Source organism: Pantoea sp. AN62 (assembly GCF_050432985.1).
In the GTDB taxonomy this organism is placed as follows: Bacteria; Pseudomonadota; Gammaproteobacteria; order Enterobacterales; family Enterobacteriaceae; genus Pantoea; species Pantoea brenneri.
In genome coordinates this window covers 50,840-76,618 of the sequence record NZ_JBNPYB010000002.1, presented here as the reverse complement: position 1 = coordinate 76,618, position 25,779 = coordinate 50,840, and the positions used below count along the sequence as shown (strand labels likewise).

At 56.2% G+C, this 25,779-nt stretch carries 25 protein-coding genes and 1 pseudogene; 11 read left to right on the top strand and 15 right to left on the bottom strand.

Features of this window, described 5'->3' with window-relative positions; translation table 11 throughout:
* Window positions 1-286 precede the first annotated feature (286 nt).
* From FHW04_RS03340 to FHW04_RS03325, 4 genes are read left to right on the top strand one after another with little or no spacing between them, the layout of a single operon-like run.
* On the top strand, window positions 287-850 hold the full coding sequence (locus FHW04_RS03340; RefSeq protein ID WP_031374452.1) for a peroxiredoxin: 564 nt from the start codon (window positions 287-289) through the stop codon (window positions 848-850).
* Window positions 851-874: 24 nt separating this feature from the next.
* Complete coding sequence (locus FHW04_RS03335; protein ID WP_069729332.1) at window positions 875-2,113, top strand: protein-disulfide reductase DsbD family protein; 1,239 nt, start codon at window positions 875-877, stop codon at window positions 2,111-2,113.
* Between the two features lie 58 nt (window positions 2,114-2,171).
* Window positions 2,172-2,723 carry a sigma-70 family RNA polymerase sigma factor gene (locus FHW04_RS03330; RefSeq protein ID WP_031374450.1) on the top strand — a complete coding sequence of 184 codons (552 nt, stop codon included), beginning with the start codon at window positions 2,172-2,174 and terminating at the stop codon, window positions 2,721-2,723.
* Window positions 2,710-3,354, top strand: a complete 645-nt coding sequence (locus tag FHW04_RS03325; protein ID WP_069729333.1) for an NrsF family protein — start codon at window positions 2,710-2,712, stop codon at window positions 3,352-3,354. The genes FHW04_RS03330 and FHW04_RS03325 overlap by 14 nt, the downstream gene beginning before the upstream one ends.
* A 73-nt stretch (window positions 3,355-3,427) precedes the next feature.
* Here the strand turns inward: FHW04_RS03325 and FHW04_RS03320 are convergent, their stop codons facing one another.
* A complete protein-coding gene (locus FHW04_RS03320) occupies window positions 3,428-3,790 on the bottom strand; it encodes a VOC family protein (RefSeq protein WP_314919458.1) in 363 nt (120 codons plus the stop codon).
* Between the two features lie 19 nt (window positions 3,791-3,809).
* The gene (locus FHW04_RS03315) at window positions 3,810-4,973 is read right to left on the bottom strand and encodes an MFS transporter (protein WP_094106297.1); all 1,164 of its coding nucleotides are present in this window, start codon (window positions 4,971-4,973) and stop codon (window positions 3,810-3,812) included.
* Window positions 4,974-5,114: 141 nt separating this feature from the next.
* Between FHW04_RS03315 and FHW04_RS03310 the strand changes: the two genes are divergently transcribed.
* Both FHW04_RS03310 and FHW04_RS03305 read left to right on the top strand, forming a co-directional pair.
* Window positions 5,115-5,885: a DeoR/GlpR family DNA-binding transcription regulator gene (locus FHW04_RS03310; RefSeq protein WP_089561786.1), complete on the top strand. Its 771-nt coding sequence runs from the start codon at window positions 5,115-5,117 to the stop codon at window positions 5,883-5,885.
* Between the two features lie 98 nt (window positions 5,886-5,983).
* Window positions 5,984-6,388, top strand: coding sequence for a GFA family protein (locus FHW04_RS03305; RefSeq protein ID WP_089561785.1), 405 nt, complete (start codon window positions 5,984-5,986; stop codon window positions 6,386-6,388).
* Between the two features lie 37 nt (window positions 6,389-6,425).
* Here FHW04_RS03305 and FHW04_RS03300 read toward each other — a convergent pair whose 3' ends face one another.
* From FHW04_RS03300 to FHW04_RS03285, 4 genes are all read right to left on the bottom strand, one after another.
* Window positions 6,426-6,911 (bottom strand): DUF1641 domain-containing protein, encoded by a 486-nt coding sequence (locus FHW04_RS03300; RefSeq protein ID WP_046289318.1) that lies wholly within the window; start codon window positions 6,909-6,911, stop codon window positions 6,426-6,428.
* Window positions 6,911-9,883 (bottom strand): formate dehydrogenase subunit alpha, encoded by a 2,973-nt coding sequence (gene fdhF / locus FHW04_RS03295; protein ID WP_089561784.1) that lies wholly within the window; start codon window positions 9,881-9,883, stop codon window positions 6,911-6,913. The genes FHW04_RS03300 and fdhF overlap by 1 nt, the downstream gene beginning before the upstream one ends.
* 326 nt (window positions 9,884-10,209) lie before the next feature.
* Complete coding sequence (locus FHW04_RS03290; RefSeq protein WP_082097616.1) at window positions 10,210-10,713, bottom strand: helix-turn-helix domain-containing protein; 504 nt, start codon at window positions 10,711-10,713, stop codon at window positions 10,210-10,212.
* Window positions 10,714-11,028: 315 nt separating this feature from the next.
* Window positions 11,029-11,409 carry a DUF4354 family protein gene (locus tag FHW04_RS03285; protein ID WP_031374444.1) on the bottom strand — a complete coding sequence of 127 codons (381 nt, stop codon included), beginning with the start codon at window positions 11,407-11,409 and terminating at the stop codon, window positions 11,029-11,031.
* A gap of 876 nt (window positions 11,410-12,285) precedes the next feature.
* On the opposite strand from FHW04_RS03285, the gene FHW04_RS03280 reads away from it, so the two are divergent.
* Window positions 12,286-12,906, top strand: coding sequence for a response regulator transcription factor (locus FHW04_RS03280; RefSeq protein WP_031374443.1), 621 nt, complete (start codon window positions 12,286-12,288; stop codon window positions 12,904-12,906).
* Between the two features lie 144 nt (window positions 12,907-13,050).
* Here FHW04_RS03280 and FHW04_RS03275 read toward each other — a convergent pair whose 3' ends face one another.
* From FHW04_RS03275 to FHW04_RS03260, 4 genes are all read right to left on the bottom strand, one after another.
* On the bottom strand, window positions 13,051-13,443 hold the full coding sequence (locus FHW04_RS03275) for a response regulator transcription factor (protein WP_031374442.1): 393 nt from the start codon (window positions 13,441-13,443) through the stop codon (window positions 13,051-13,053).
* A 41-nt stretch (window positions 13,444-13,484) separates the two neighbouring features.
* Window positions 13,485-13,739, bottom strand: coding sequence for a XapX domain-containing protein (locus FHW04_RS03270; protein WP_046289316.1), 255 nt, complete (start codon window positions 13,737-13,739; stop codon window positions 13,485-13,487).
* Entirely contained in the window at window positions 13,736-13,966 is a 231-nt protein-coding gene (locus FHW04_RS03265; RefSeq protein WP_031374441.1) for a DUF1427 family protein, read from the bottom strand. The genes FHW04_RS03270 and FHW04_RS03265 overlap by 4 nt, the downstream gene beginning before the upstream one ends.
* A gap of 61 nt (window positions 13,967-14,027) precedes the next feature.
* Entirely contained in the window at window positions 14,028-14,720 is a 693-nt protein-coding gene (locus FHW04_RS03260) for a hydrolase (protein ID WP_031374440.1), read from the bottom strand.
* A 302-nt stretch (window positions 14,721-15,022) separates the two neighbouring features.
* Between FHW04_RS03260 and FHW04_RS03255 the strand changes: the two genes are divergently transcribed.
* The 4 genes and pseudogenes from FHW04_RS03255 to FHW04_RS03240 all read left to right on the top strand — a co-directional run bounded on the left by FHW04_RS03255 (window position 15,023) and on the right by FHW04_RS03240 (window position 19,812).
* Window positions 15,023-16,900 (top strand): amidohydrolase, encoded by a 1,878-nt coding sequence (locus FHW04_RS03255; RefSeq protein ID WP_089561783.1) that lies wholly within the window; start codon window positions 15,023-15,025, stop codon window positions 16,898-16,900.
* A 2-nt stretch (window positions 16,901-16,902) separates the two neighbouring features.
* Window positions 16,903-17,325: pseudogene (locus FHW04_RS03250) on the top strand (DoxX family protein).
* The gene (locus tag FHW04_RS03245; RefSeq protein WP_089561782.1) at window positions 17,312-18,940 is read left to right on the top strand and encodes an MFS transporter; all 1,629 of its coding nucleotides are present in this window, start codon (window positions 17,312-17,314) and stop codon (window positions 18,938-18,940) included. Before FHW04_RS03250 ends, FHW04_RS03245 begins: the two are co-directional and overlap by 14 nt.
* Before the next feature lie 50 nt (window positions 18,941-18,990).
* A complete protein-coding gene (locus FHW04_RS03240) occupies window positions 18,991-19,812 on the top strand; it encodes an alpha/beta fold hydrolase (RefSeq protein WP_069729745.1) in 822 nt (273 codons plus the stop codon).
* 45 nt (window positions 19,813-19,857) lie between these two features.
* On the opposite strand, the gene FHW04_RS03235 is transcribed toward FHW04_RS03240, so the two are convergent.
* From FHW04_RS03235 to FHW04_RS03215, 5 genes are all read right to left on the bottom strand, one after another.
* A complete protein-coding gene (locus FHW04_RS03235) occupies window positions 19,858-20,583 on the bottom strand; it encodes a pirin family protein (RefSeq protein ID WP_031374435.1) in 726 nt (241 codons plus the stop codon).
* Between the two features lie 179 nt (window positions 20,584-20,762).
* The gene (locus FHW04_RS03230; RefSeq protein WP_031374434.1) at window positions 20,763-21,743 is read right to left on the bottom strand and encodes a LacI family DNA-binding transcriptional regulator; all 981 of its coding nucleotides are present in this window, start codon (window positions 21,741-21,743) and stop codon (window positions 20,763-20,765) included.
* A gap of 84 nt (window positions 21,744-21,827) precedes the next feature.
* The gene (locus tag FHW04_RS03225) at window positions 21,828-22,874 is read right to left on the bottom strand and encodes a sugar phosphate isomerase/epimerase family protein (protein WP_089561781.1); all 1,047 of its coding nucleotides are present in this window, start codon (window positions 22,872-22,874) and stop codon (window positions 21,828-21,830) included.
* A gap of 23 nt (window positions 22,875-22,897) precedes the next feature.
* The gene (locus FHW04_RS03220; protein ID WP_069729749.1) at window positions 22,898-24,127 is read right to left on the bottom strand and encodes an MFS transporter; all 1,230 of its coding nucleotides are present in this window, start codon (window positions 24,125-24,127) and stop codon (window positions 22,898-22,900) included.
* A gap of 162 nt (window positions 24,128-24,289) precedes the next feature.
* A complete protein-coding gene (locus FHW04_RS03215; protein WP_046289353.1) occupies window positions 24,290-25,195 on the bottom strand; it encodes a DMT family transporter in 906 nt (301 codons plus the stop codon).
* Window positions 25,196-25,779: the final 584 nt, after the last annotated feature.

Below are 25,779 nucleotides of genomic sequence, written 5' to 3'. Positions count from 1 at the left end.
CGCGTTAAATCACAAAAGCATGGGATCAAATGTCGGGTTACATCCGGATACGTGAACCTGAAAGCCGTTAGCTTTATTCGATTCAGCGCCGAATACGCTCTGCACCATTATTCGATTGCGATGCGGTTTATTACGTCAGCGATATTCAATTTTCTTTGCGGCTTTTGGTCGCCTGATAGAAAAAGAGAAAAATAATTATCCTGGCGCGCAACTTTTTCGCCAGACCAGCGAACCTGTTAATAAGGTCATCAGGCGACACCGCCTGCCTGTTAACGGAGAGAGAATGATGCCAATGCAAAAATCCCTGAAAACCCTGGCTGTCGCCACCCTGATGGCGCTGAGCGTGCCGGTCAGTTCTGCCTTCGCCGCTCTGCAGGTCGGTGAAAAAGCGCCTGATTTTAAGCTGGAAGCCGCGCTGGCGGGTAAAGCCACTACCTTCTCATTGCAGCAGGCGTTGCAGAAAGGTCCGGTGGTGCTCTACTTCTTCCCGGCGGCCTTCAGTGCTGGCTGCACGCTGGAAGCGCACGACTTTGCTGAAGCAACCGATGAATTTAAAAAACAGGGTGCGACAGTGATTGGCGTAACCGCAGGCAATACCGATCAGATTGCCAAATTCTCACAGCTGGAATGCCGCGATAAATTCACCGTTGCAGCCGATCCTGGCGCAAAAGTGGCGGCCGAATATAAAAGCACCATGGAGATGAAGGGCCAGAAGCTTTCTGACCGTACCTCTTACGTCATTGCGCCTGATGGCAAAATTCTGCTCAGTTACACTGACAAAAATCCGGATGCTCATATTGAGAAAGCGATGGACGCAGTTAAAAAATATCGTCAGGCCAATCCGGCTTAATTTCACCCTCTGAGTAGGTTCATCATGCTGACAGCCATCGCGGCCGCCTTTCTGGGCGGCATTATTCTCAACTTAATGCCCTGCGTGTTTCCGGTTATCTCACTGAAAGCGCTGAGCCTGATCCGCCATCACGACAAACCTGCCCATGCCCGAATGGAAGGGCTGGCGTTTCTGCTCGGCGTGGTAGTTACCATGGTTGCACTGAGCGCCGTGCTGCTGCTGGCGCGTGCCGGTGGTGCCTCGGTGGGTTGGGGATTCCAGTTACAGTCACCGCTGGTGATCGCTGTGTTGATACTGGTGATGCTCGGGTCAGCACTGAACCTGCTCGGTCTGTTTGAGGTCGGGCTGTCGGTTCAGCGGGTTGGTGGCGTAGGAAGTGACCGTGGCGGCCTGATGGGATCGGCACTGACCGGTGCGCTGGCGATTATTGTCGCCACGCCGTGCAGTGCGCCCTTTATGGCCAGCGCCGTTGGTTATGCTCTGACCCAGCCGCCGCTGGTCAGCCTGGTGATTTTTATCGCGCTGGCGCTGGGTTTTGCTGCGCCCTTTACCCTGATCTCGTTTTTCCCGCTGCTGGCCCGGATCTTACCGGCCCCCGGCGCCTGGATGATCACCCTTAAACAGGGTCTGGCTTTTCCAATGCTGGGCGCAGTTGGCTGGTTAATATGGGTGCTGGAACGTCAGGCGGGATCGGCGGCGCTGGCAGCGATTCTGGCCTGCTGTCTGTTATTCAGTTTTGCTGCTTGGCTGTATGGCATGGCGCAGAAACGCCGTATGATGGGTCGGCGTCACTGGGCGCTGCACCTCGCGACCGTCTTTTTCCTGGCGTTAGTGGTTCCGCCACTACTTAACCTGAACAGCTTCGCCGCAGCACCACAAACTGAAGAAGCCTCGCAGGCCGCCGCAGCCGTAGCCTGGTCACCGCAGAATGTCGACGCCATTAAAGGTCAGGGCAAACCGATTCTGGTTAACTTTACCGCGTCGTGGTGTATTACCTGTCAGGTCAACGATCGTACCTCGCTGTCGACGCAGGCGGTTAAAGCAGCGATGGCACGCACCAGTACCATTTACATGGTGGCGGACTCAACCAAATATAATCCTGATGTCGAACAGGCGCTGAGTGACTTTGGTCGGGGCGGTCTGCCGCTGTATGTGGTCTATCCCGCCAACGGCGGTAAGCCGGTGGTATTGCCTCAGGTGCTGACGCCAGGTATCGTCATTTCAGCTCTGGATCAGGCAACGGAGAACGGAAAGAAAACGTGAATTCCATGATGAATCGACACCGTGGCAGCCCGCCAGACGGTTAATCTGCTGATAATGAATGCCAGAAACTGATAACCGCGCGCTGCTATGGCCCCATCTGATGGCCCGCGCGCAGGAAGGCGACAGAGACGCCTATAACCAGTTGTTAAAAGCGATGGTCCCGGCCATCCGCGCTTTAGTGTGCAAAAAAATCAGTGACGCTGCGCTGGTCGAAGATGTGATTCAGGAGACGCTGCTGGCGATTCATCGGGTACGCCATACCTACGATCCCCGTCGCCCGATATTGCCCTGGGTGGCGGCTATCACTTCTGCCAGGGCGATAGATGCACTGCGTCAGCGCGGTCGCCGTCAGGAAGTACAGGATGAGGATGCGCTGAACCAGCAGCCCGCCGACAGCGCTGATAGCGCCACGGCGACAGATGAACTCACCGGCTATCTGGGTACGCTGCCGCTGCGACAGCGTGAAATCGTTGAATCGGTCCATCTGCGTGAACAAAGTCTGGCGCAGGCGGCCGCCGAAACCAATCAATCGGTATCAGCGGTCAAATCCCTGCTGCATCGTGCAATGCTTAACCTACGAAAATATGGAAGCAATCATGAGAAATCATGACCCGTTTATTGATCGGCTGAGCCAGTCCGCTCAGCCGGTACGGCGTGTCTGGCCGACGCCCTGGCGCGTCACCGGCTGGATAGCCGCGGCGTTGCCCTGCGGCGCGCTGAGCAGTTGGGCGTTTCATACCCGGCTGACCGACTGGTCACAGCCTGACGCGACGATCGCGCTGATCGCCCTGCTGCTATCGCTGATCATTGCTGGCAGCAGCCTCGCTGCGGCATTTACCCTGAGTATTGCCGGAAGAAAAGTGTCCGGCATGGGCTGGCTGTTGCTGCTGGCTGGCGTATGGCTGACGCTCAATCTGCTCAACATGTCCTCATCACGACCGCCTGCAGGCGCGGGTCGTTTTGGTGAAGGCATACACTGCTATCTGTTTATGCTGTCCGCCAGTCTGCCGATGATGCTGCTGTCGGTGATTGCGTTGCAGCGCACCCGCTCCCTGCATCCGGGGAAAAGTCTGGCGCTGGCCGGCTGCGGCAGCGCCTTCAGCGCTTCGATGCTGCTGTCGCTGTGTCATGATACCCATCTGCATATGATCGATTTCTTAATGCATCTGGCGGCTGGTATCACGATTGTCGCTATCACGGTACTAGTGGGACGGCGCTGGGTACGGTTAGCTCAGGCCTGATGCCCCCACGCCGCCGCCGGTGAGCCACGCGGCGGCGGCACAGTTCTGCTCAGCCGCCGATGAAAACGTCGCACTATTCCGCGACAAGCTCAATCAGATTGCCATCAGGATCGCGGATAATTGCCTCATCGAAACTATCGCCAGTCCGGCGCGACGGCGCGATTAATATGCCACTCTCAGCCGCGCGAACTGCCATCTCATCCACCTGATGCTCATCGCCTGGCGCAATGGCGATATGCGCCCAGCCCGTCATTTCCTGGCCGGTCTGCCCCGCTTCCACCTCGGGTAGCGTCATCAGTTCGATTGTCGCCCCTTCACGCAGGCGCATAAAATAAGAGGCGAAGCCGGGACGGTTTTTGTTGAGATGACGCTGATTACTGTTGGCACCAAACATCGCCTGCCAGAAAGCGCGCTGCGCTTCTGATCGCGGGTCCACAGCGCGACGTGGAGAATCTTCATGCGTTATTCCCCTTCGCGGTTCTTTGTCCCAGGTCCAGCGTCATTGAGATCGCGCCGACAACCAGCATCAGCAGAATAATCAGCGAGAAGGCGAACGACAGATGGGTAAAATGCGCCACATAGCCAATCACGGCGGGGCCGCTCAATACGCCCATATAGCCGAGTGTGGTAATCGCCGGCACCGCGACGGATTGCGGCATCACCGTCTGCTGCCCTGCGGCTGAAAACATCACCGGCACGATATTGGCGCAGCCCGCGCCCACCAGGGCATAACCCAGTAACGCCAGCGGCCAGGCGGTGATAAAGGTGACGATAGCCAGACCTGCGGCAGCAATTAACGCGCCGCCCAGCACCACCGGAAAGCGTCCCAGCGACAAAATAATCCGATCGCCGGTCAGGCGCGCCACCGTCATTGCCACCGCAAAAAAGGTATAGCCCAGTCCGCCCAGCGCCTCCGGAATAGCCCGGACATCGGTCAGATAGACCGCACTCCAGTCCAGCACCGTGCCCTCGGTCAGGAACACCGCGAAGCAAATAATACCAATAATCAGTACACTACCACGCGGTATCGCAAAAGCGGGGCCTTCAGAAGGATTCGCATAGGTCAGCAAACCGGCCGCGCTGTAGAGCGTCATGACCACCACCGCCGCAATGACCAGTAAGCAGCTGGCCAGCACGCTTAACCCCATTGCCAGCAACAACGTCATCAGCCCGGCGCCCGCAATTCCGCCAACGCTGTACATGCCATGGAAACCGGACATTAACGGTACCGCAGACTGCTTCTCCACCAGAATCGCCTGGATGTTCATGGCGCAATCGGTGACGCCGATACCCACGCCAAACACTAACAGCGCCAGCGCCAGCCACAGCGGATCGCTCAGTACCGACAGCCAGGGCGTACTGACAATAATCAATCCAATCGCCACCAGAATCACCCGCCGGCAGCCGAACCGGCTGGTCAGCAAGCCGGTAACCGGCATTGCGATCAGCGCCCCCATTCCCAGACACAGCAGTAGCGTTCCCAGTACCGCTTCATTGACACCGGTATTGGCACGCGCAAACGGGACAATCACCGCCCAGGTTGCAGTAACAAAACCGGCAAGAAAAAAAACGACCCGCGTCGCCAGCGTCGGGGATACTGCAGTTTCGCGAAGAGCCATACCGATCCTTTTTAAAAATGAATGCCAGAGGCCAGCCATCTGCCCTGATCAAAGCCTGCCCGCCTCTGACCCTATTGACAGCAGTCAGCGGCGGCGTGATGATGCTCACTATAGCTCGATTGTGATTATTCAGGAGTATTAATGCTCGATTATGCAGCTTTCCCACAGCAGCGACAAGCGCTGATCCGTGAGATTTTGCAGCAGAACGGACGCGTGGTCTGCGCGGATCTGGCACGCCAGATGGCGGTCTCGGAACACACTATCCGCCGGGATTTGCATGAACTCAGTAAAGAGGGCTTGTGTAAAAAGGTCTATGGCGGAGCGGTATTGCCGCTGCCGGATGCAGGCAGTTTTACACATCGAAAAGAGCAGGATCATGCAGTAAAAGCCCTGATCGCGCAGCGCTGCGCCAGCCTGATCCACAGCAACAGCTGCATTTTTATTGATGCCGGCACCACCAATCTGGCGCTGGCGCGGGCTCTGCCGGCAGATCTTGCCTTAACCGTAGTAACCAATGCGCCTGATATTGCGGCGGTGCTGTTAGCGCATCCGCGCGCGGAGGTGATCATGCTGGGCGGGCAGATGCAAAAAAGCACCGGCGGCTGCGTCGGGCAAAGCGCTATTCAGCAGGTGCGAGGCATGCTGTTCGACCAGGCCTTTATCGGTGGCTGTGCAATGAGCCCGGAAGCCGGACTGACCGGTTTTGACTATGCCGATTGTGAATTTAAAAAAGTGGCCATTGAGCAGAGTAATCAGGTGATTGTCGGCCTGACGGCCGAAAAAATCCCTGCGGTGGCCCGGTTTAAAATCGCGGAATGTCATGCGCTTTCGCTACTGGTGGTGGAGAAAAAACTGGATAAAGCGTTGCTGAGCGCCTTTGAGGCGGAGGACCTGACGCTGATTACCGTTTAATCTACAGCGCGTCATTTTCCCGCGCTACACTGTTGTGACGGCGTAAACGTGGCAGACGCTATCACGCCAGCCGCTACGCACTTATCCAGGAGATCGCGATGCAAAATGACATATCGGCACAATGCCATTGTGGCGCAGTGGCGTTCAGCGTGACGCTGAAAGATGGATTTAACACGATACGGCGCTGCAACTGTTCGTTCTGCCGGATGCGGGGCGCGGTTGTGGCCTTTGCCAGCCAGATTGAGGTGACGCGCGGCAAAGAACAGCTCACCGAATACCGCTTTAACAGCAAGCAGGTCGGCCATTACTTCTGTTCAGTCTGCGGCATTTACACCTTTCATCAGAGCCGTTCACAGCCCGATCAGTATGGTGTCAACGTTGCCTGCCTGGCGGGCGTTTCCCCGTTTGATTTTACCGATGTTCCGGTCAGTGATGGCATCAACCATCCCAAAGATGGCGGAGCCGGCGGCGTCGCCGGACATCTGATCTATAAACCGGCCTGACTCGCAGAGGGTGCGGTCACGCACCCTCTGCGGTGGATTACTCCAGACTGCTCTTGCCGCTGAAACGCGTGATCGGCTTCTGCTCTTCCCCGTCGATTTGCTGCGAGAAAACCTTGAGGGCCGATAAAACCGGACTCAGGCCACGCCACAGTTCATCATCATTCAGCAGCCGGATAATGCCGCGGATCCCTGGCGCGGCTTTGCCGCTATTGGCTTCTTCCCTGGCCGGTTTAATCGCCATCGCCGCATCCCGCAGGGCGAGCAGCAGGTGGTTAAACCTTTCCGGCGGAACGCTGCCCAGCGTCATCATCAACAGCGATAGATTTTGCAGGGCGCTCTGGGTGCCAGGCTGATTCAGACCTGACACCAGAATCTTGCCGATCTCACTATTTGATTTCACCAGATCGTTCGCCAGTCGCAAAAATCCGTGCTGATGCAGGCTTTCGATTAACTCATCCATCGCTTCTCTGGCGGTCTGCTCAGTACGGGTCGGCGTAACCTGATATTTCATCCTTTCTGCCATCAGAATTTCTCCGGTTTTTCAACGTGTTCTGGCGGTTCGCGATAGCCCTGCTGCTGCCATTTCTGTTCCACCGGCAGGTGATCCAGCGGCGTGCGTTGGCCATAGCGAAAATTGTGTAACGGTAGAGGATTCGGCTGGATGCGCCGCTCCACACGCTTCATGTTTACCGCCACCTCTTTATAGGCGGGGGTGTTTACGTCCGGATCATGGTGTTCACCGGTCAGCGTATTGACGCCATCCTTTCCGTGGTGGATCGGCATAAACAGCACGTTACCGGCCACCCGATCGGTGATCACTACCGGAACATCCATCGAGCCGCGCCGGGAGGAAATGCGAACCCACTCGCCTTCGGTCAGACCGCGCTCGGCGGCCAGCTGCGGCGAGATTTCCACAAACGCATTCGGTGACAGCGACATAAAACGGCCACCCTGCCCGGTCTGGTTGGTGGACTGGAAATGCTCCAGCATCCGGCCATTGTTGAGCAGCAGGTTATATTCGGCATCTTCCTGCTCGGCCGGCGGCTGCCAGCGTAAGGGATAGAGCCGCGCTTTCCCGTCCGGGAAGTGAAACTGTTCGGTATAAAGCAGCGGCGTGCTTTCACCGTTGGCGTTCACCGGCCAGATTTGCGACTGCCAGCCCACCAGTTGCTCGTAGCTGACGCCAGCAAAGATCTCCGCGATGCCGGCGGCTTCAGCCATGATTGCGCCTGGATTCGGGTAATACCACGGATGCCCGAGCCGCGCGGCCAGATCGGTGAAGATTTGCCAGTCTGGCCGGCTGTCGCCAAGCGGTGCCATGGCAGGCGAGAAATGCTGGATGCGCCGCTCGGTATTGACGAAGGTGCCCTCTTTCTCCACGCTCGGGCAGCCCGGCAATACCACGTCGGCGAACTCTGCGGTGCGGCTCATAAAGATATCCTGCACCACCATGAATTCCAGGTTACTGAAGGCTTCATGCACGTTGGTGGAATCCGCATCGGAAAACGCGGTTTCTTCGCCGGTGATATACATGGCGCGCAGTTTGCCTTCATGGGCATGCTGCACCATCTTGAAGTTATCCGCGCCCGGCTGATCGGACAGCGCTTCAGGATCGACGCCCCAGGCGCGCGCCCATTTTTCCCGTACCGCAGCATCGCTGACTTTTTCATAGCCCGGATAAACATTACTCAGGCAACCGAAGTCACTGGCACCCTGCACGTTATTATGGCCGCGCATCGGATAGCCGCCGGTACCGGGCCGGCCATAGTTGCCGGTCACCAGCAGCAGGTTGGATAACGCGGTGCTGGTGTCCGCGCCGTGGCTGTGCTGGGTGATGCCCATCGCCCACAGAATACAGGCGCTGCCAGCCTGGCCGATCATCTCGGCTGCCGCTGTCAGCTCTTCCTCACTCAGGCCGCAGGTCTCGCTGGCAAACGCCAGGGTAAAGGGGGCAAGCGATTCACGGTATTCTTCTACCTGATTAACCCGCTGTGCCAGGAAAGCCTGATCGGCATAGCCGTGATCAAACATATATTTCGCCATCGCAGATGCCCACACCAGGTCGGTGCCGGGTCGGATGCGCAGATAGCGGTCAGCACGCTCGGCCATTTCATGACGACGCGGGTCAACGACCAGCAGTTTCTGCCCCTGATGTTTGTGGCTCTGCTTAATGTGCGAGGCGATAACCGGATGGTTCTCCGCCAGATTGCTACCGACGATAACGATCAGTTCAGTTTTTTGCAGATCGCGAATAGTGCCGGCATCACCGCCGTAGCCGACGGTGCGAAACAGCCCTTCTGTCGCCGGGTTCTGACAATAGCGCGACGAGTTATCAACGTTGTTAGTGCCGAAGATCAGTCGGGCAATCTTCTGTGTCAGATAAGCTTCTTCATTGCTGGCTTTACTTGAGCCAATAAACCCAATCGCATCGCCGCCATACTGCTGGGCAACCCGGCGTAAACCGTCGGCGACGCGCTGCAGCGCTTCGTCCCAGCTGGCGGGCCGGAAGCGGCCATTTTCACGAACAAGCGGCGTGGTCAGACGCTGCGGGCTATTAACGAAGTCCCAGCCAAACTTACCTTTCACGCAGGTTGAGATGCCATTTGCTGGCGCATCCGCCACCGGTTGAACTTTCAGGATGTGACGATCGCGGGTCCAGATCTCAAAACTGCAGCCGACGCCGCAATAGGTGCAGACGGTTTTGGTGCGTTTGATTTCGGCCTGGCGCAGCGCCACATCGATTTTTGACACGCCGGTGATCGGTTCCATGCCGATACTGTTTTCCAGCGTTTTGACGAAGTCGATCAGCGGACGTTTCAGCCCTTCATCCATGGCGGTGAACGGGCCTGCATCCGGCTGCATGGTTTTTTCCAGCAGCGCGTTACACGGACAGACCGTGACACAGTGTCCACAACTGACGCAGCTTGAGCCGGCAATCTCGGTACCGCCATCCCACAGCACCCGCGGATGTGCCTGCGTGTAGTCTATCGACAGCGTTTCATTAACCTCAACGTTCTGGCAGGCCTCCACGCAGCGGCCACATAAAATGCACTGGTCAGGATCGTAGGTATAAAACGGATTGGAGTGATCTTTGGCGTACGGCTTGGGCTGGTGTGGATAGTACTGAATCGGAATCTGCATATCCGCCACAGCATTATGTAATGTGCAGTCACCGGTATTGTGTTCACACACCGTGCAGTAGAGTTCGTGGCGGTTAAGCAACCGATCCATCCCCTCCTGCTGCGCCACTTGCAACGCAGCGCCTTCACTCTGCACCTCTAATCCGTCATGGGTACGCAAGGTGCAGCCACGCACCCGCTCGCCATTGGCATCGACCCAACAAACATCGCAGCTCTGTAACGGTGTCAGCGCCGGGTGATAACAGACATGGGGCAGTTTTTTTCCCTGCGCATCAAGAAAATCAATCAAGGGTTGATCAGCTAACCCGGTTAGCCGTTCACCATTAAAAATAATGGTGCAGTGTTCTCCGCTCATATAAGCCTCATGAAGACATTGCGAATAGCTTCCAGCCGAAAAATATCCCTGTATTTATAGGGTTGACTCTTCAGCTTAGTGAGGATTAACAGCCGTGCCACGGATACCGCTACGCTTATTGCGGTTACTCTCTGAATCGTAAACTGTTTTAAAATGTAATGACTTTTTACTGAGCGGCAAAAGCCGACAGCCGCCACTGACGCAGCTGTTTCTTTTGATTAGAGTTATTGCTGAAAACCGCAGAGAGAGAGTAAGCCAGCAAAGCGGTGATTGCGGCGCTGCTGTCGCAGCAAAACAGCGCGTCTGGTGTTTGACCTGACCGCCCTTCAGGCGGCACAGAACAGCGGCGAGCCATACTGATGTGACGCCAGCGCAAGCCGCAGCCAGGGCGCGGTGTCTGGACTCAGCCGTTCAGACAGGAAACGCTCACAGGCGGGCAGATCGTGACCGTATTGGTTGCGAAACGCGCCGGGCGTCAGGGTGAGATATTTACGAAAGGTGCGGGTGAAATTCTGCTGGCTGGTAAAACCGTTTTCCACCGCAATATCCAGCAGACCTTTGTTGGTGGCGATCACCGCCACTGCCGCGCGCATAACCCGGCGCAGACGGATATATTCGCCAAGGTTATAGCCGGTGCGATCGCGGAACGCGCGTTGAAAATGCCAGTGACCGTAACCGCTTTTGCTGGTGATGGTTTTCACCCGGACCCGTTCATCAAACAGGTTTTGTTCAATCCACGGCAGAATATCGCTGACCACGGCATCCATTGCCCTGACGCTACTGCTGCCTGTCGCAGGCAATGTTGCCTGTCTGCTTACCTCCTCACACATAGGCCCTCCGCGCTGAAAGTGACTGAATCGCAACCGGCATGCTGTCCGGCTGGTGCAGCCACGATTATTCCGCTCAGCGTCGAAGATGGATAGTTATACAAACGGATAAGTCACGGGCTTACCGGCCCGATATTCCGACTTTAAAGCCACAGTTCGCTGCGGAGTTAAGGCCGGGATTGTTTCACTATTTAGTATGTTGTAACTATGTGGCGCGATGTGAATTATGCCGGGCGGCTGCTTAGAGCAGGCATTTTGTCGCGAGAGCTAATCAGGCGAGTTCCAGCGGAAAAGCAGCCCGCAGGCTGCCTTAGCGGATTATTTGCATTCGTCGGAGATTTTAACCAGCGCCGCTTTGAGTACAACATCCTGCTCATCAGCAAACACAGCGATTCCCTTAACCGGCTTGCCTTGTTTCAGAGAGCCGGTGGTTAACGCTTCATCAACAGTATCGATTTTAAATTCTTTATTATCAGGCGTGTAAGCCTTCAGGCAAATCGTTGATAAATCAACAGGATCGCCGGATAAATTGGCTATCGAGACTTCAAAGGTTTTAGTGTAGGAAGTTTTATCACCAATGGATACGGACCCCTGAGATTGTTCGGTCGCATAGACGGCAACATTGCCAGGCGTAACTGCGTTTGCGGCAAAACCCATACCGGCCAGAGTCAGAGATGCAACGATAGTAGAAAACTTCATATTAATACCTGTTTGTCTGTTAAACGTCTAAATTACTGCACTTAAGCAAAATACAGTGCTGCGATGTTACTTAACCCAAACTAAACAGTACCTAAATGTAACAATAGTGAATGGAATTTTGAGGTTACGTGACGAAAATTTGCCAGGCCCGGCTTATCACGACGTCCAGGTGTGCCTGGGCAGTGGCAATCACTGACTCTCCACGCGCTGTACCTCACTCAGTCCGTTCAGCATGATAAGGAGTCAGGATTCATCGGGTCACCCTTGAGGCGCTTAAGCCGTATGGCTGGCTGGATTAATCAATCTAATCTGCGCGCGCTGGTCAATACGCGATAAACACCTGCCGCCCTCTCCCGCCCGACATCTTTAAAATTAACTGGTCCTGTTTTTATCCTGCAATAGAAACGCCGCCGCCATTTAAACGTCTGACATAATAAAAAGTAATTACGTACCGGCAGAATCTTTTGTCAGAATGCACGGACACTACATGGTCTGATCAATTTATTACGCTGACATTCAATATGGATTATTTCTACGGGTGAGTTGCACTATTCAACTGACGATTCTTCTGACACTAAAAAATGACCAAATGATGGCAGAATTAATCGGCTTTGATGACCGCTACACGGCGGTTGAAACACTGTTTCAGGAGGTTAACGGCGCCACTCAGTTCATCATTTAACCATTATTTTCAGTTATTTATCTGAATTTCATCAAGGGCGTAATTTATAGATGATAATGAAAATTGTTATGATAAGATTCTGTTAACACCGGTGGTTTTCCGTGGCTGACAGGCTAAGAGTGAAATAACTGCTGATCACTTTACACCACCCAGGTTTGAAACTTTTCTGAACTGCTGGCTGGAATGAGATCTCTATGAATCACATCGTATATATCGTTGATGACGACGCTGCGGTAACCACAGCCCTGAGTAATCTGCTCAGTTCTGACAATTACGACGTTATTTCTTTTTCTTCCGCTGATGATTTCCTCGCGCACGACTTCGCCCCGCTTCCCTGCTGCCTGATTCTGGATATTAATATGCCGGGCGCGGATGGGTTTGAGGTCGCTCAGGTGTTGATTGATCGCGGATTCACCATCCCCACCATCTTCTTAACCGGTTTTGGCACCATTCCTGTTACGGTGCGGGCGATGAAAACCGGCGCTTACGAGTTCCTGACCAAACCGGTTGATCCTGACCGTATTCTGCAGGCGGTATCAGAAGCCATGCGTATTGCGGAACAGAATATGGCGACCTCGCAGGAAAAACGTGAGATGACTCTGCGCCATCAGACGCTGACACCGCGTGAAAGTGAGGTGATGTTACTGGCAATTAGCGGACTGCTGAATAAACAGATCGCCGCAGAGATGGGTGTCAGTGAGATTACCGCCAAAGTGCATAAACGGCGGGTGATGGAGAAGATGAATGCCCGGTCGTTATCCGATCTGGTGCGGGCAGCGGAACGGTTGAATATCGCCAACACCCGACGCCGCTAAGGCATTCGGGCAGCCTGTTACTGTAAGGTTGCCCGGTTCAGCCGCGCTCTGCCTTGCCCGATGCAGAACGAGCGCACAAAACCCGAGTGCTGAACGCGGCCAGATAATCCCCAGCGACGGCAGCCAGCTTACCATCGGTTACGGTTACTCTGCGCAGTTGCCTTGGTCGTCAGACAATTCACTGCGGATCAGCTGCAGAAAAGCATCAACATCGATCGGTTTGCGGAAAAAAGTGAGCGCACCCAGCGCAATGGCATACCACAGGGTAGTCTCTTCCAGGTCGGCAGAGATGAAGATTACCGGCGGCAGAGCGGGTCGCTGTTTCAGCAGCGTGAACAGCTCAAAACCGCTCATCCCTTTGAGTCCGACGTCAATGATCAACATGCTCACCTCAGAAAGCGCATTGTCATCTGCCAGTAACGCTTCTCCCGACTCGAATAATCGTGTGGTGTAGCCGTCAGAATGCAATAAATTACTCAGCCCACTCCGGACTGAGCGTTCATCATCAACAATGACAATACGCTGTGACAGCGTCATGCAGTTATCCTCTGAAAGCCCTTACCTGCCTGGTGAAGGACTTAGGGTGCTTTATCGCCGCCCGGTGGCGGTGTACCACTGATTTTGGGGACACATTCGTGGCGGAACCACGCCAGCGTCACCGGTTGTCGGCGGATTAAGCGTTTTCCCAGTGGAATCAACTGCTCACCCACCAGCATGCCAAATAGCCCCACCAGCGCGATCACCGGAGGTGCCGGGGAATTCACATCGATCAGGGCATAGACTACGCCGGCGAGCAGCCCGACAATCAGAGAAATAGCGTACGATTTCATCATGATCGGCCTGCCTGATGTGAAGTGAGAGTGGCTGGATCGGCCGGCTGCAGCAGCGCGGTCGCCGGTCTGGCGGCGGGCAGCCAGGCATGCATCAACGCGCCGCCCAGTAACATTCCCAGCAGGCCGACCAGCGCAATCGCTGGTGGTGCGGGCGAACGGACATTGAGCAGCGCATACAGCAGGCCGATCAGCACGCCTGCGCCGAGTGAAATAATGAGAGGAAACATATCAGGCTCCTGTTCTGCGGCAGTGCTGACCGGCATCAAATGCCGATCAGCAGGCTGCAACTTAGCGTACAGGCGCGTGAACAGGCGCCAGCGTGCGGTGCTCGCTCTTCTGACGTGATGGCGCTTTATGCACCATGGTGTAGGCGTAATCCACGCCAATGCCGTAAGCACCAGAGTGCTCTTTCGCAATGTTCATTACCGCGTCATAGGTATCGCGGTTAGCCCAGTCACGCTGCCACTCCAGCATCACCTGCTGCCAGGTAACCGGCACCACACCGGCCTGAATCATGCGCTGCATGGCATAGTCGTGTGCCTCTTTGGTGGTGCCGCCTGACGCATCAGCCACCATATAAATCTCATAACCGCCTTCCAGCATCGCGCACAGCGCAAAGCTGTTGTTACACACTTCGGTCCACAGACCGGAAACCACCACTTTTTTCTTGCCGTTGGCCGCCAGCGCATCACGCACTTTCTGGTCATCCCAGGAGTTCATTGAGGAGCGCTCTAAAATGTCCTGACCCGGAAATACATCCAGCAGCTCCGGATAGGTGTGACCCGAAAAGCTTTCGGTTTCTACAGTGGTGATGATGGTGGGAATGTTGAAAACTTTGGCCGCTTTCGCCAGCGCAACGGTGTTGTTTTTCAGGACCTGACGATCAATTGACTGCACGCCAAACGCCATCTGCGGCTGCTGGTCGATGAAAATGATCTGGCTGTTATGTGGCGTCAGGACTTCAAGCTTAGCGTTGGACATGTGTTCACCCATAGAGGTTAAGTAACTGGATTTCCGCAAACCGGAACGGAGCAAAATGAACAGCCAGAACGTGTTAATGCAGGCTTTCTCTTCAGGCTGCTGGCTGTCTGGTCGCAGTGTAGGACGGTCGGCGAAACCAGACTATTATCTCTGCGTATAACTATACGAAGGTATAGGTATCCCTTCGTATAACTAGACGCTCCGACAGACCTCTCACCATAATCCGTTCTATTCGTGCCCTGCTCCCTGCAGCGCACTTCCCTGTCCCGCGGCAAGTCGGACAACCCCATTCAGGAGGATCTATGGTTACGCTGGGTAAAGCAGAACTGATATTAACCAATGGCAAATTTCACACCGTTGACCGCAGCAATCCGTTTGCCGAAGCCGTCGCCATCCGCGAAGGCAAATTCGTCGCGGTCGGCTCGCTGGCGGAAGTGATGGAATACCATTGCGACGGCACCAAAGTGATCGATTTGAAAGGTCACACCGCCGTGCCGGGTCTGAACGACTCACACCTGCATCTGATCCGTGGCGGTCTGAACTACAACCTCGAATTACGCTGGGAAGGCGTCCCTTCGGTTGCCGATGCGCTGCGTATGCTGAAGGAACAGGCGCTGCGTACACCGTCGCCACAGTGGGTGCGCGTGGTGGGCGGCTGGACAGAATTCCAGTTTGCTGAACGCCGGATGCCGACGCTCGATGAGATCAACGAAGCCGCGCCGGACACGCCGGTGTTTGTGCTGCACCTCTACGATCGCGCCCTGCTTAACCGCGCCGCGTTAAAAGTAGTGGGCTACACCAAAGAGACACCTAACCCGCCGGGCGGCGAAATTCAGCGCGACAGCAACGGTAATCCGACCGGCATGCTGATTGCCCGCCCCAATGCGATGATCCTCTACGCCACGCTGGCCAAAGGGCCGAAGCTACCGCTGGAGCAACAGATCAACTCCACCCGCCAGTTTATGCGTGAGCTGAATCGCCTCGGCCTGACCAGTGCCATCGATGCCGGCGGCGGTTTCCAGAACTATCCCGAAGATTATCAAGTGATCGCCGAACTGCATCAGAAGAAGCAGATGACCCTGCGTATCGCCTATAACCTGTTTACCCAGCGGCCAGGCCACGAACTGGAAGATTTCGAAAAGTGGACCGATATGCTGACGCCGGGCCAGGGCAGCGACTATTTCCGCCACAACGGCGCGGGCGAAATGCTGGTGTTTTCGGCGGCAGACTTTGAGGATTTCCTTGAGCCGCGTCCTGACTTAGCGCCAGGCATGGAAGATGAGCTGGAGCGCGTGGTGCGTCATCTGGTCGAGCATCGCTGGCCGTTCCGCCTGCACGCCACCTATGACGAATCGATCAGCCGGATGCTCGACGTGTTCGAGAAGGTCAACCGCGATATTCCGTTTAACGGGCTGCACTGGTTCTTCGACCATGCGGAAACGGTCACCCAGCGCAATATTGATCGTATCAAAGAGCTGGGCGGCGGCATCGCGGTCCAGCATCGCATGGCGTTTCAGGGTGAATACTTTGCCGAACGCTACGGCATTGAAGCCACCCGGCATACGCCGCCGGTGGCGCGGATGCTGGAAACCGGCGTGCCGGTCGGACTCGGTACCGATGCCACCCGCGTCGCCAGCTATAACCCGTGGACCGCACTTTACTGGCTGGTATCCGGACGCACCGTCGGTGGAATGCAGATGTATGACGTTAACGCCCGCCTCGACCGCGAAACCGCACTGATGCTCTGGACCCAGGGCAGCGCGTGGTTCTCCAGTGAACAGGGTAAAAAAGGCCAGATTAAAGCGGGTCAGCTGGCGGATATGGCCGTGCTCAGCAAAGACTTTTTCAGCGTGCCTGAAGAGGAGATCAAAGGCATTGAATCGGTGCTGACCGTGGTGGATGGCAACGTCGTCTATGCTGCCGGTTCATTCACCTCCGAAGCGCCGCCTGCCATTCCGGTTCTGCCCGAGTGGTCTCCGGTGGTTAACGTGCCGGGTCATTACCGCAGCGCGCCGCCGGTAGCGCAGAGCCGCGTCGGCATGATGCCTGCGGCTCACCACTGTAGCGGTCCGTGCGGCGTACACAGCCACTCGCACGATATCGCGCGCGGCTCCAGCGTGCCGGTCGCCGAAGACAACGCCTTCTGGGGCGCGCTCGGCTGCAGCTGCTTCGCGTTTTAATCATGAAGACCTTATTCACTCAGCCGCCCCGGGTTAACGCGGGGCTGTTCTTCCTGCGACTGGCGGGCAGCCTGCTGCTGTTACATGTGCACGGGCTGCCTAAGATCCTGCATTTCAGTGAAGAACTGACGCGTATCGAGGACCCGTTTGGACTGGGTCCGATGATGAGTCTGCTGCCGGCCATTCTGGCGGAGGTAGTGTGTCCGATATTTATCATCCTCGGCTGGGGTACCCGCCTCGCCTGTCTGCCGATCATTGCGGTGTTGCTGGTGGCGATGCTGGTGGTTCATCCCGGCTGATCGATTGCTGAAGGCCAGTTTGGCTGGCTGTTGCTGATTATCTTCACCACGCTGGCATTAACCGGGCCAGGCGGCTGGCGGCTGGGTGCCAGTGCTCAACAGGAGGTGCGCCATGGCGCAGGTTAATGACATTCACCAGCTCGATCAGGAGGTCAGCGACGCGCCGAAAGCAGGCGCCGTTTCTCCGATGCAGCCGCTGCATCAGCCGGTGTTTCGGATGTTGTGGATTGCCACGGTAGTCTCCAATATCGGCTCGTGGATGAACGATGTTGGCGTCAACTGGACCATGCTAACGCTCAGCGCCGATCCGCTGGCGGTGGCGCTGGTGCAGGCGGCCAGCAGCCTGCCGATGTTTCTGTTCGCCCTGCCGTCGGGCGTGATGGCGGATATCGTTGACCGTCGCAAATACCTGCTGTTCTCCCAGCTGTGGACCTTTATCGCCGCCGCCGGGCTGACGGTACTGGCCTATACCGGCCACGTTACGCCAACGGTATTGCTGGCCGCCGCCTTCCTGCTCAGCGCCGGTGCCGCGATGAGTTCGCCACCGTTCCAGGCGATCGTCCCGGATCTGTTGAGCAAATCGGAGCTGGGTCCGGCGATTGCGCTGAATTCGCTGGGTATCAATATCAGTCGCGCTATCGGCCCGGCGCTGGGTGGATTGATCCTCTCCTTTACCGGTCCGTGGATGGTGTTTCTGCTGAATGCGCTGTCGGTGCTCGGCGTGGCATGGGTGCTCTATCGCTGGAAGGCGGAACCCAGCGTCCAGCGCCTGCCGCCGGAGCACTTCTTCCCGGCCGTTCGCGCCGGACTGCGCTATGTTCACGCCGCGCCGGTATTACGCAACGTGCTGGTGCGCACGGTCGCCTTCTTCCTGTTCGGCAGTGCCGGCTGGGCTTTGCTGCCGCTGGTGGCACGTCGGGAACTCGGCCTCGGTCCGGGCGGTTACGGCATTATGCTGGCCTGTATCGGCATTGGCGCGATTACCGGTGCGGTGATGCTGCCGCGCCTGCGCCGCCGCTTCAGCTCCGATCGGCTGATGGTGCTGGCCAGTCTGTTGTTCGCCCTGACCATGCTGGCGCTGGCATTTGTCCGTCATTTCTGGCTGCTGAATGCCTGCGAGTTCTTTACCGGCTTCGCCTGGATTGCGGTGCTGTCAACGCTGAACCTGGGCGCGCAGCGCAGCGCAGCGAAATGGGTTAAGGCCCGTGCGCTGGCGGTCTACCTGACGGTTTTCTTTGGCTCAATGACGCTCGGCAGCACCCTCTGGGGACAGCTGGCTTCCCACTTCAGCATTCCGGTTTCACTCTGTATCGCCACGCTCGGCATGGTGCTGGCCAGCAGCACGGTGTGGCGCTGGCGGCTGGATCAGGACCCCGATCTGAATCTCGATATGATCGGTGATGGCGTTAACGCCCCGGTGCTGGATATTCGTCATGAACGCGGTCCGGTGATGGTGAATTACGAATACCGGATTAATATTGATGAAGCCCATGCCTTTGCCGTCTGCATGCAGGATATGCGTCGCGTCAGGCGTCGGGGCGGTGCCATCAACTGGTCAGTCTACGAAGATATTCTCCAGCCTGGCATTTTCGTCGAAACCTTTGTGGTGGGCTCCTGGGTAGAACATTTACGCCAGAAAGAGCGCTACACCATCAACGATCAAAAAATCCAGCGTCGGGTTAACGCCTTTCATCAGGGTGAAAATCCGCCTGAAGTTCGATACCTGGTGGCACCAGCCTGACCGGCTGTACAGCAACCTTTCATTCATCACGTCATGTAGAGGGCAATACCATGAGCACACTCAAAACCACCGACGGCACCCATATTTATTTCAAAGACTGGGGCACCGGTAAGCCTGTACTGTTCAGCCACGGCTGGCCGCTGGATGCGGATATGTGGGACAGCCAGATGAATTTCCTGGCAGAGCGCGGTTACCGGGTTATCGCTTTTGACCGTCGTGGCTTTGGCCGTTCCGAACAACCCTGGACCGGCAACGATTACGATACTTTTGCTTCTGATATTAACGATTTGATTAATCATCTCGATCTGCAGGATGTCACACTGGTGGGTTTCTCAATGGGCGGCGGTGATGTGACGCGCTATATCGGCCGTTACGGCACTGCACGTGTGGCGGCGCTGGTATTGCTTGGCGCGGTAACGCCGGTGTTCGGCAAAATCGCTGATTACCCGCAGGGCGTCGATCTGTCGGTGTTTGCCGGTATCCGCGATGGCCTGCTGAAAGATCGTGCGCAGTTCATCAGTGATTTCGCCACGCCGTTCTACGGCCTTAATGCCGGTCAGACCGTTTCGGAAGGCGTGCTGACCCAGACGCTGAACATTGCGCTGCTGGCCTCACTGAAGAGCACCGTTGATTGCGTTACCGCCTTCTCCGAGACCGATTTCCGTGCCGATATCGCCAAAGTAGATGTGCCGACGCTGGTGATCCACGGCAGCAACGACCAGGTGGTGCCGTTTGAATCCACCGGTAAAGTGGCCGCAGAGATGATTGAAGGATCAGAACTGAAGGTCTATGACAATGCGCCACACGGTTTCGCGGTGACGCATCAGGATCAACTGAATCAGGATCTGCTGGCGTTTTTGAACGCGCGTTAACAGCAAAAAACTGCGCGGTGCAAGCCGCGCAGTTTTTATTAACGGTTAACGGGTCGGATGATTGACTTCATTTGGCCGCAGGTCGAACACCAATACTTCCGCGTCGTTACCGCCACTGAAGGTCAGAGTTTTCTCGTCACGCACCCGCGCACCGTCTCCGGCATTAAACTGCAGTCCATTAACGGTGATACTGCCGCGCGCCACATGAATATAAGCGTAGCGATCGTCCGGCAGCGTCAGGGTTTGCTGCTCGTCTCCGTCGAATAAGCCTGCATAGATACGGATATCCTGACGCACCCGCAGCGCGCCATTTTCCCCTTCCGGCGATATAATCAGCCGCAGATTACCGCGTTTATCCGCTTCACTGATCGAAACCTGCTGATATCCCGGCGGGCTGTTTTTCTCTGCCGGCACCACCCAGATTTGCAGGAAGTGCACGCCATCGGTACTGGAGTGGTTAAACTCACTGTGCGTCACGCCACTGCCGGCGCTCATCAGCTGCACGTCGCCGGGCACGATAACTGAACCGGTACCCATCGAATCTTTGTGCGCCAGTGCGCCTTCCAGTACGTAAGAGATAATCTCCATGTTGCTGTGGGGATGCGCACCGAAGCCCCGTCCTTTCGCCACCCGGTCATCATTAATGACCAGCAGATCAGAAAAGCCAACCTGTTTCGGGTCCCAGTAGTTGGCAAAGGAGAAGGTGTGACGTGAATTCAGCCAGCCGTGATCACCGACGCCGCGTTGTTCTGACAATCTTTGCTCAATCATGTTCTGCCCCTTAACGTGCTGTTTAATGGTGTGAAGCGCGAGTGCCCTTCGTTAGAAACAGCATATAAGTAAACCTGATCGTCGAACAATGGCGTCAAAAGCCAATCACTGTCAGGGATTAGTGGACAATAACGCTAAGCGGTATTTCGCATGAAAGCGGGAGGCTGATAAGTGAGGTGTTAGCTGCTGGCGCGGAGGATTAATTCGCCGGTCATGATGATGCGCTGCGGCGACGCGTCGGGCCGGGCAATTTTCTGCAGCACCAGTTCGCACGCCTGACGGCCTATCTCACGTGACGGCTGGGCCAGGGTGGTAAGCGGCGGCGAAACCATGCCGGCCAGCTCGGTGCCGTCAAAACCAACCACGGCGATATCGTCCGGGATGCGCAGGCCAGCCTGCTGAATAGCCGCCATTGCACCGGCGGCAAGCGTATCAGAGACGGCAAACACCGCGTCTGGCCGGGTTTCAGCCTGCAGTAACAGATTCATCGCCGCCTGACCGGCGCTAAAACTCAGCTCACTGGCGTAGGCGATCGCCTGCCAGCTCAGCCGTTGTTGACTGAGCTGTTGCAGATAACCCTGCTGACGCAGCCGGGCATAGTTGTAACTCAGATCGTGATTGATCAGGCCGATGCGCTGCCGTCCCTGTTCAGCCAGATACCCGACCACCTGCCGGGCGGCAACGCGATCGTCAATACCGACACAGGAGGTCGCGCCACTGTCGTCATATTCAGCACACTGCACCCACGGCGCAGTGCCAATCAACTGACTCAGCTCGGCCAGTTTACTGAACGCATCCATGGTGATGATGCCATCTACCATTTTGCCGGAGAGCAACTGCAGGCTGGAACGCGACCGCTCGATATCTGAACCTGAATTACACAGCAGAATGCGATAACCGTTTTTCTCAGCCTGCTCCTCAATCCCTTTCACCACTTCAGCGCAAAACGGGTTAGAAATATCCGAGACCATCACCAGAATCATGGAGCTGCGGGCGGTACGCAACTGACGCGCCAGCAGGTTAGGCTGATAATTACTCTCTTTGATCGCCTGCAGCACCTTCTGGCGATTGCGATCTTTGACACTGTCGCTGTTATTTAACACCCGTGAAACCGTGGCAACCGAGACCCCGGCCAGCCGGGCGATTTTCTGAATCGACATTATGGCAACCCTTGCTCAAATCGGTGACAGGCAGGCTAACACATTTTTCTGCACCGCTGCGTCGCCCGCCCGACCTTCAGGGACTCAGTCCAGCCCCAGTTGCCTGCGTACCGGCGCAGCGGCGGCGGCAAAATCGTCAAAAGCGCGATCGGCGACCGGAATAATATGGCGACGGATAAACTCTGCGCCTTCACGCGCGCCGGTCTCGCCCGCTTTCAGGCAGCATTCCCATTCCAGCACCGCCCAGCCTGGGTAATCGTACTGCGCCAGCTTGCTGAAAATGGTTTTAAAGTCGATCTGCCCGTCGCCCGGCGAGCGGAAACGACCGGCCCGCGACAGCCACGGCTGATATCCGCCGTAAACGCCACTGCGGCCATTGCGCAGAAATTCGGCATCCTTAACGTGAAACGCCTTAATCCGCGGATGATAGATATCGATAAATTGCAGATAATCGATGTGTTGCAGATGGAGATGGCTGGGATCAAACAGAATATTGCAGCGCGGATGATGATTGACCTGCGCCAGAAATCGCTCAAACGTCACGCCATCATGCAGATCTTCGCCCGGATGAATTTCATAACAGAGATCAACGCCGTGCCGGTCAAAGCTGTCCAGCACCGGTAACCAGCGGCGCGCCAGTTCGGCGAAGGCCTCATCGAACAGCGCCGGGCTTTGCGGTGGCCACGGATAGAACCACGGCCAGGCCAGCGATCCGGAAAAGGTCGCATGCGCCTGCAGGCCGAGTTTTTCCGAAGCCGCTGCCGCGCGCTTTAGCGTGGCAATGGCCCACTCAGTACGCCTGGCCGGATCGCCGCGCAGCGCCGCTGGAGCAAAACTGTCGAAGGCAGCATCAAAGACCGGATTTACCGCGATCAATTGCCCTTCCAGATGGGTTGAAAGTTCACTGATTTCCAGTCCATAGCCCGCCAGCAGACCGCGGATATCGTCACAGTAGGTCTGACTGACGGCCGCCTGCTCAACATCAAAAATCGCGGGCTGATGACAGGGGATCTGCAACGCCTTGTATCCCAGTCCCGCCGCCCATTCAGCCAGTCCGGCCAGCGAATTAAACGGTGGCCGATCGCCGATAAACTGCGACAGGAATATGCCTGGCCCTTTTACTGTTTTCATCTCCGCCTCCTTAAATGAAACACTCAATCCCGATATCTGAACGAGAACAGGAAAATAATCGCAATCAGCGCCGCCGCCGCCGCCGGGATCCACCAGAAAATGGCCCAGCTCTGCGCGCTGGCATTGCCCGCCACCAGCTGGTTATAGAGCGCGCCGGAGATCTGCGATCCCAGCAACATGCCAATGCCATAAGTAAACATCACCACCATGCTCTGTGCCTGACCTTTAACCTTTTCACCGGCAATGCGATCGGTATAAATAAAGCCCACTACAAAGAAAAAGTCATAGCAGACGCCGTGCAACAGGATGCCGAGATAGATCAGACTACGCGTCTCATCACTCATCCCCAGCGCAAACAGCGCATAGCGAACAAACCACGCCGCCATGCCAATCAGCAGCATGTATTTCACGCCAAGGCGACGAAACAGCAGCGGGATGATCAGCATAAAGACGATTTCCGACATCTGCCCCAGCGACATCAGCGTACTGACATTCTGAACCCCGGCATCCGCCAGCCAGGATGCGGTGAAGGCGTAATAGGTCCCGAGCGGAATCGAAATCAGCGTGGCGCACAGTGCAAACACCAGAAAATGACGCAGCTTAAGCAACGCAAAGGCATCGGCACAGAACAGGTCCCGCACTTTGAGCGGCAACCCTTTGGCCGGGGCCGGCGTATGCGGCAGCGTCAGGCTGTAGATAGCCAGCACCAGCGAACTCAGCGCCGCCAGCTGGAAAACCGCAGTACTGGCGGAAATGCCGGTTACGCCAATAAATATCCCCGCCACGATCCAGCCGATAGTGCCGAACACCCGGACAACCGGAAAACTTTTCTCACTGCTGGCCAGGCTGTGAAACGCAATGTTATTCGACAGCGCCAGCGTCGGCATAAAGCAGAGGGTATAGCCGAATAACAGCGCAATCAGCAGCGCGCCGTTTTCATCGATCAGCGCCTGCGGCACCAACCACATAATCACCGCGCCCGCGAGATTCATTACCGCCATCACCTTTTGCGACGGAAAGAAGCGATCCACCAGCATACCGAGCACGAAGGGCGATAAAATCGAGGCGATCGGCCCGGCCGAAAACGCATCGCCAATCAGCAGCGACATATTATGCTGGGTCATTACCAGACCCAGGGTGACTGACCAGCTGCCCCAGATGAAAAACTGCATAAACATCATCAGGGAAAGACGTGGAACCAGCAGCCGCTGCTGCATGCGCTGACGCGCACTCTCCTGCACTGTCGCTATCATCAGAACCTCGTCATTTATCATCGATTACCGGTTGGTGAGCTGTAAAGTAATCGATTACAAATGATCAAACTTTCGCCGCGATCACAGTTCATCCGGCTGGATAGCGCCTCGATCGGAAAACGCGATCGCGGCGAGGTTTTAGCTGAAGTAATCGGCAAGGTGTTAAGAGCTGGCGTTAACAATCCGGCTGCGGCGAAAGCGGTAACGCTCATACAGCACTGAATAGAGCCCGCCGAGCACCACCAGAATTGCGCCGATGACGGTAGTGGATTCAGGCAGATTCCCCAGCAACAGGTAACCCACCGCCACCGACCACAGCAAAGTGGTGTAATCAAACGGTGCCAGCAACGAGGCTTCGGCGTAGCGCAGACTTAAGGTCATCAGAATCTGCGTGATGCCGCCCAGCAATCCACAACCCACCAGCAGCAGCAGTTGCGATCCGTGCGGTATTTTCCAGCCGCCGATCAGGGTGATCAGCGAGGTTAAGGCAGTGGTCACCGCGAACCAGAAGGCGATTGCGCCCGGCTTCTCTTTCCCATTGAGAAAACGTATCTGCACCAGCGCGCAGGCGGTACAAAACGCCGCCATCAGCGCCAGTAAAATCCCGGCAGAAGCGGATAGCGAGAAGCTGGCATTGAATGACAGATGTCCGGAGAACATCACCATGATGCCACTGAATCCGGCCACAACCGCGACCCAGCGATGATGCCGCACCTTTTCACGCAGCAGCAGCGCCGCCAGTAGCACGGTAAACAGCGGAGCCGCATAGTTAATCGCGGTGGCATCGGTCAGGGAGATATAGAGCAGCGACAGGTAGCTGAAATAGAGGCCGCCGGTGCCCGCCAGACCGCGCAGGAAATGCCCGCGAACATTCCGGGTGCGGATGCCGTCCAGTACGCTGCCCTGCACCCGCAACCAGATCATCAGCGGCACCAGCGCCAGCACCGATCGGAAAAAGATCACTTCACCGACCGGAATAGCGCCATCCAGCCCTTTTACGCAGGCCAGCATCAGCGTCGAACTTAACGCAGCCAGGATTTTCATCACTATGCCAGCAGAGGCATTCATAACGGCAAGCACCTATCGGGACGAGTAAAATAAGCAGCATTATCAGTGCGCTTAAGCGACGTGAACCTCAATATTGGCATAATGGCGCACCGTGATGTGCCGGGATTGGCTGGCAGACGGCATTTAATGTTTTTTTACCGCTGCCGGACAGCATGAAGAATTCACGTGGCCTGGATTAGGGTGGTGGGTAGAAGGGAAAACGGCTTCAGGGTGAGCGGTGTTCTGAGGTTGGGTTTATTGATCGGAACAGGCAATACCCGCTAAAAAGCAATAATTGCGTCAGGCTGAAAACGGCGCGATGGCCATCGCAGCTGCCAGTTCCCTGATACCGATATCCGGATCTTCAATCATAGCGGAAATGATTCCACCCGCTTGCGGAGGATTATGCATTGTCATCAGATTTTAATCATCCGTACTCTCAATGTTGCCTGATGAGGAACATCATGGCATCTGTTGCACGTCAAGCAACACGCCATCATGGTGACTCACCTGAGTTGCCCACCCGCCAGCATGCAGAACATACCTTCCCGCTTCTGCCGGGACGCGCGTCCGCTTAATGTCGCTACGCTCTGCTGTTACACTGT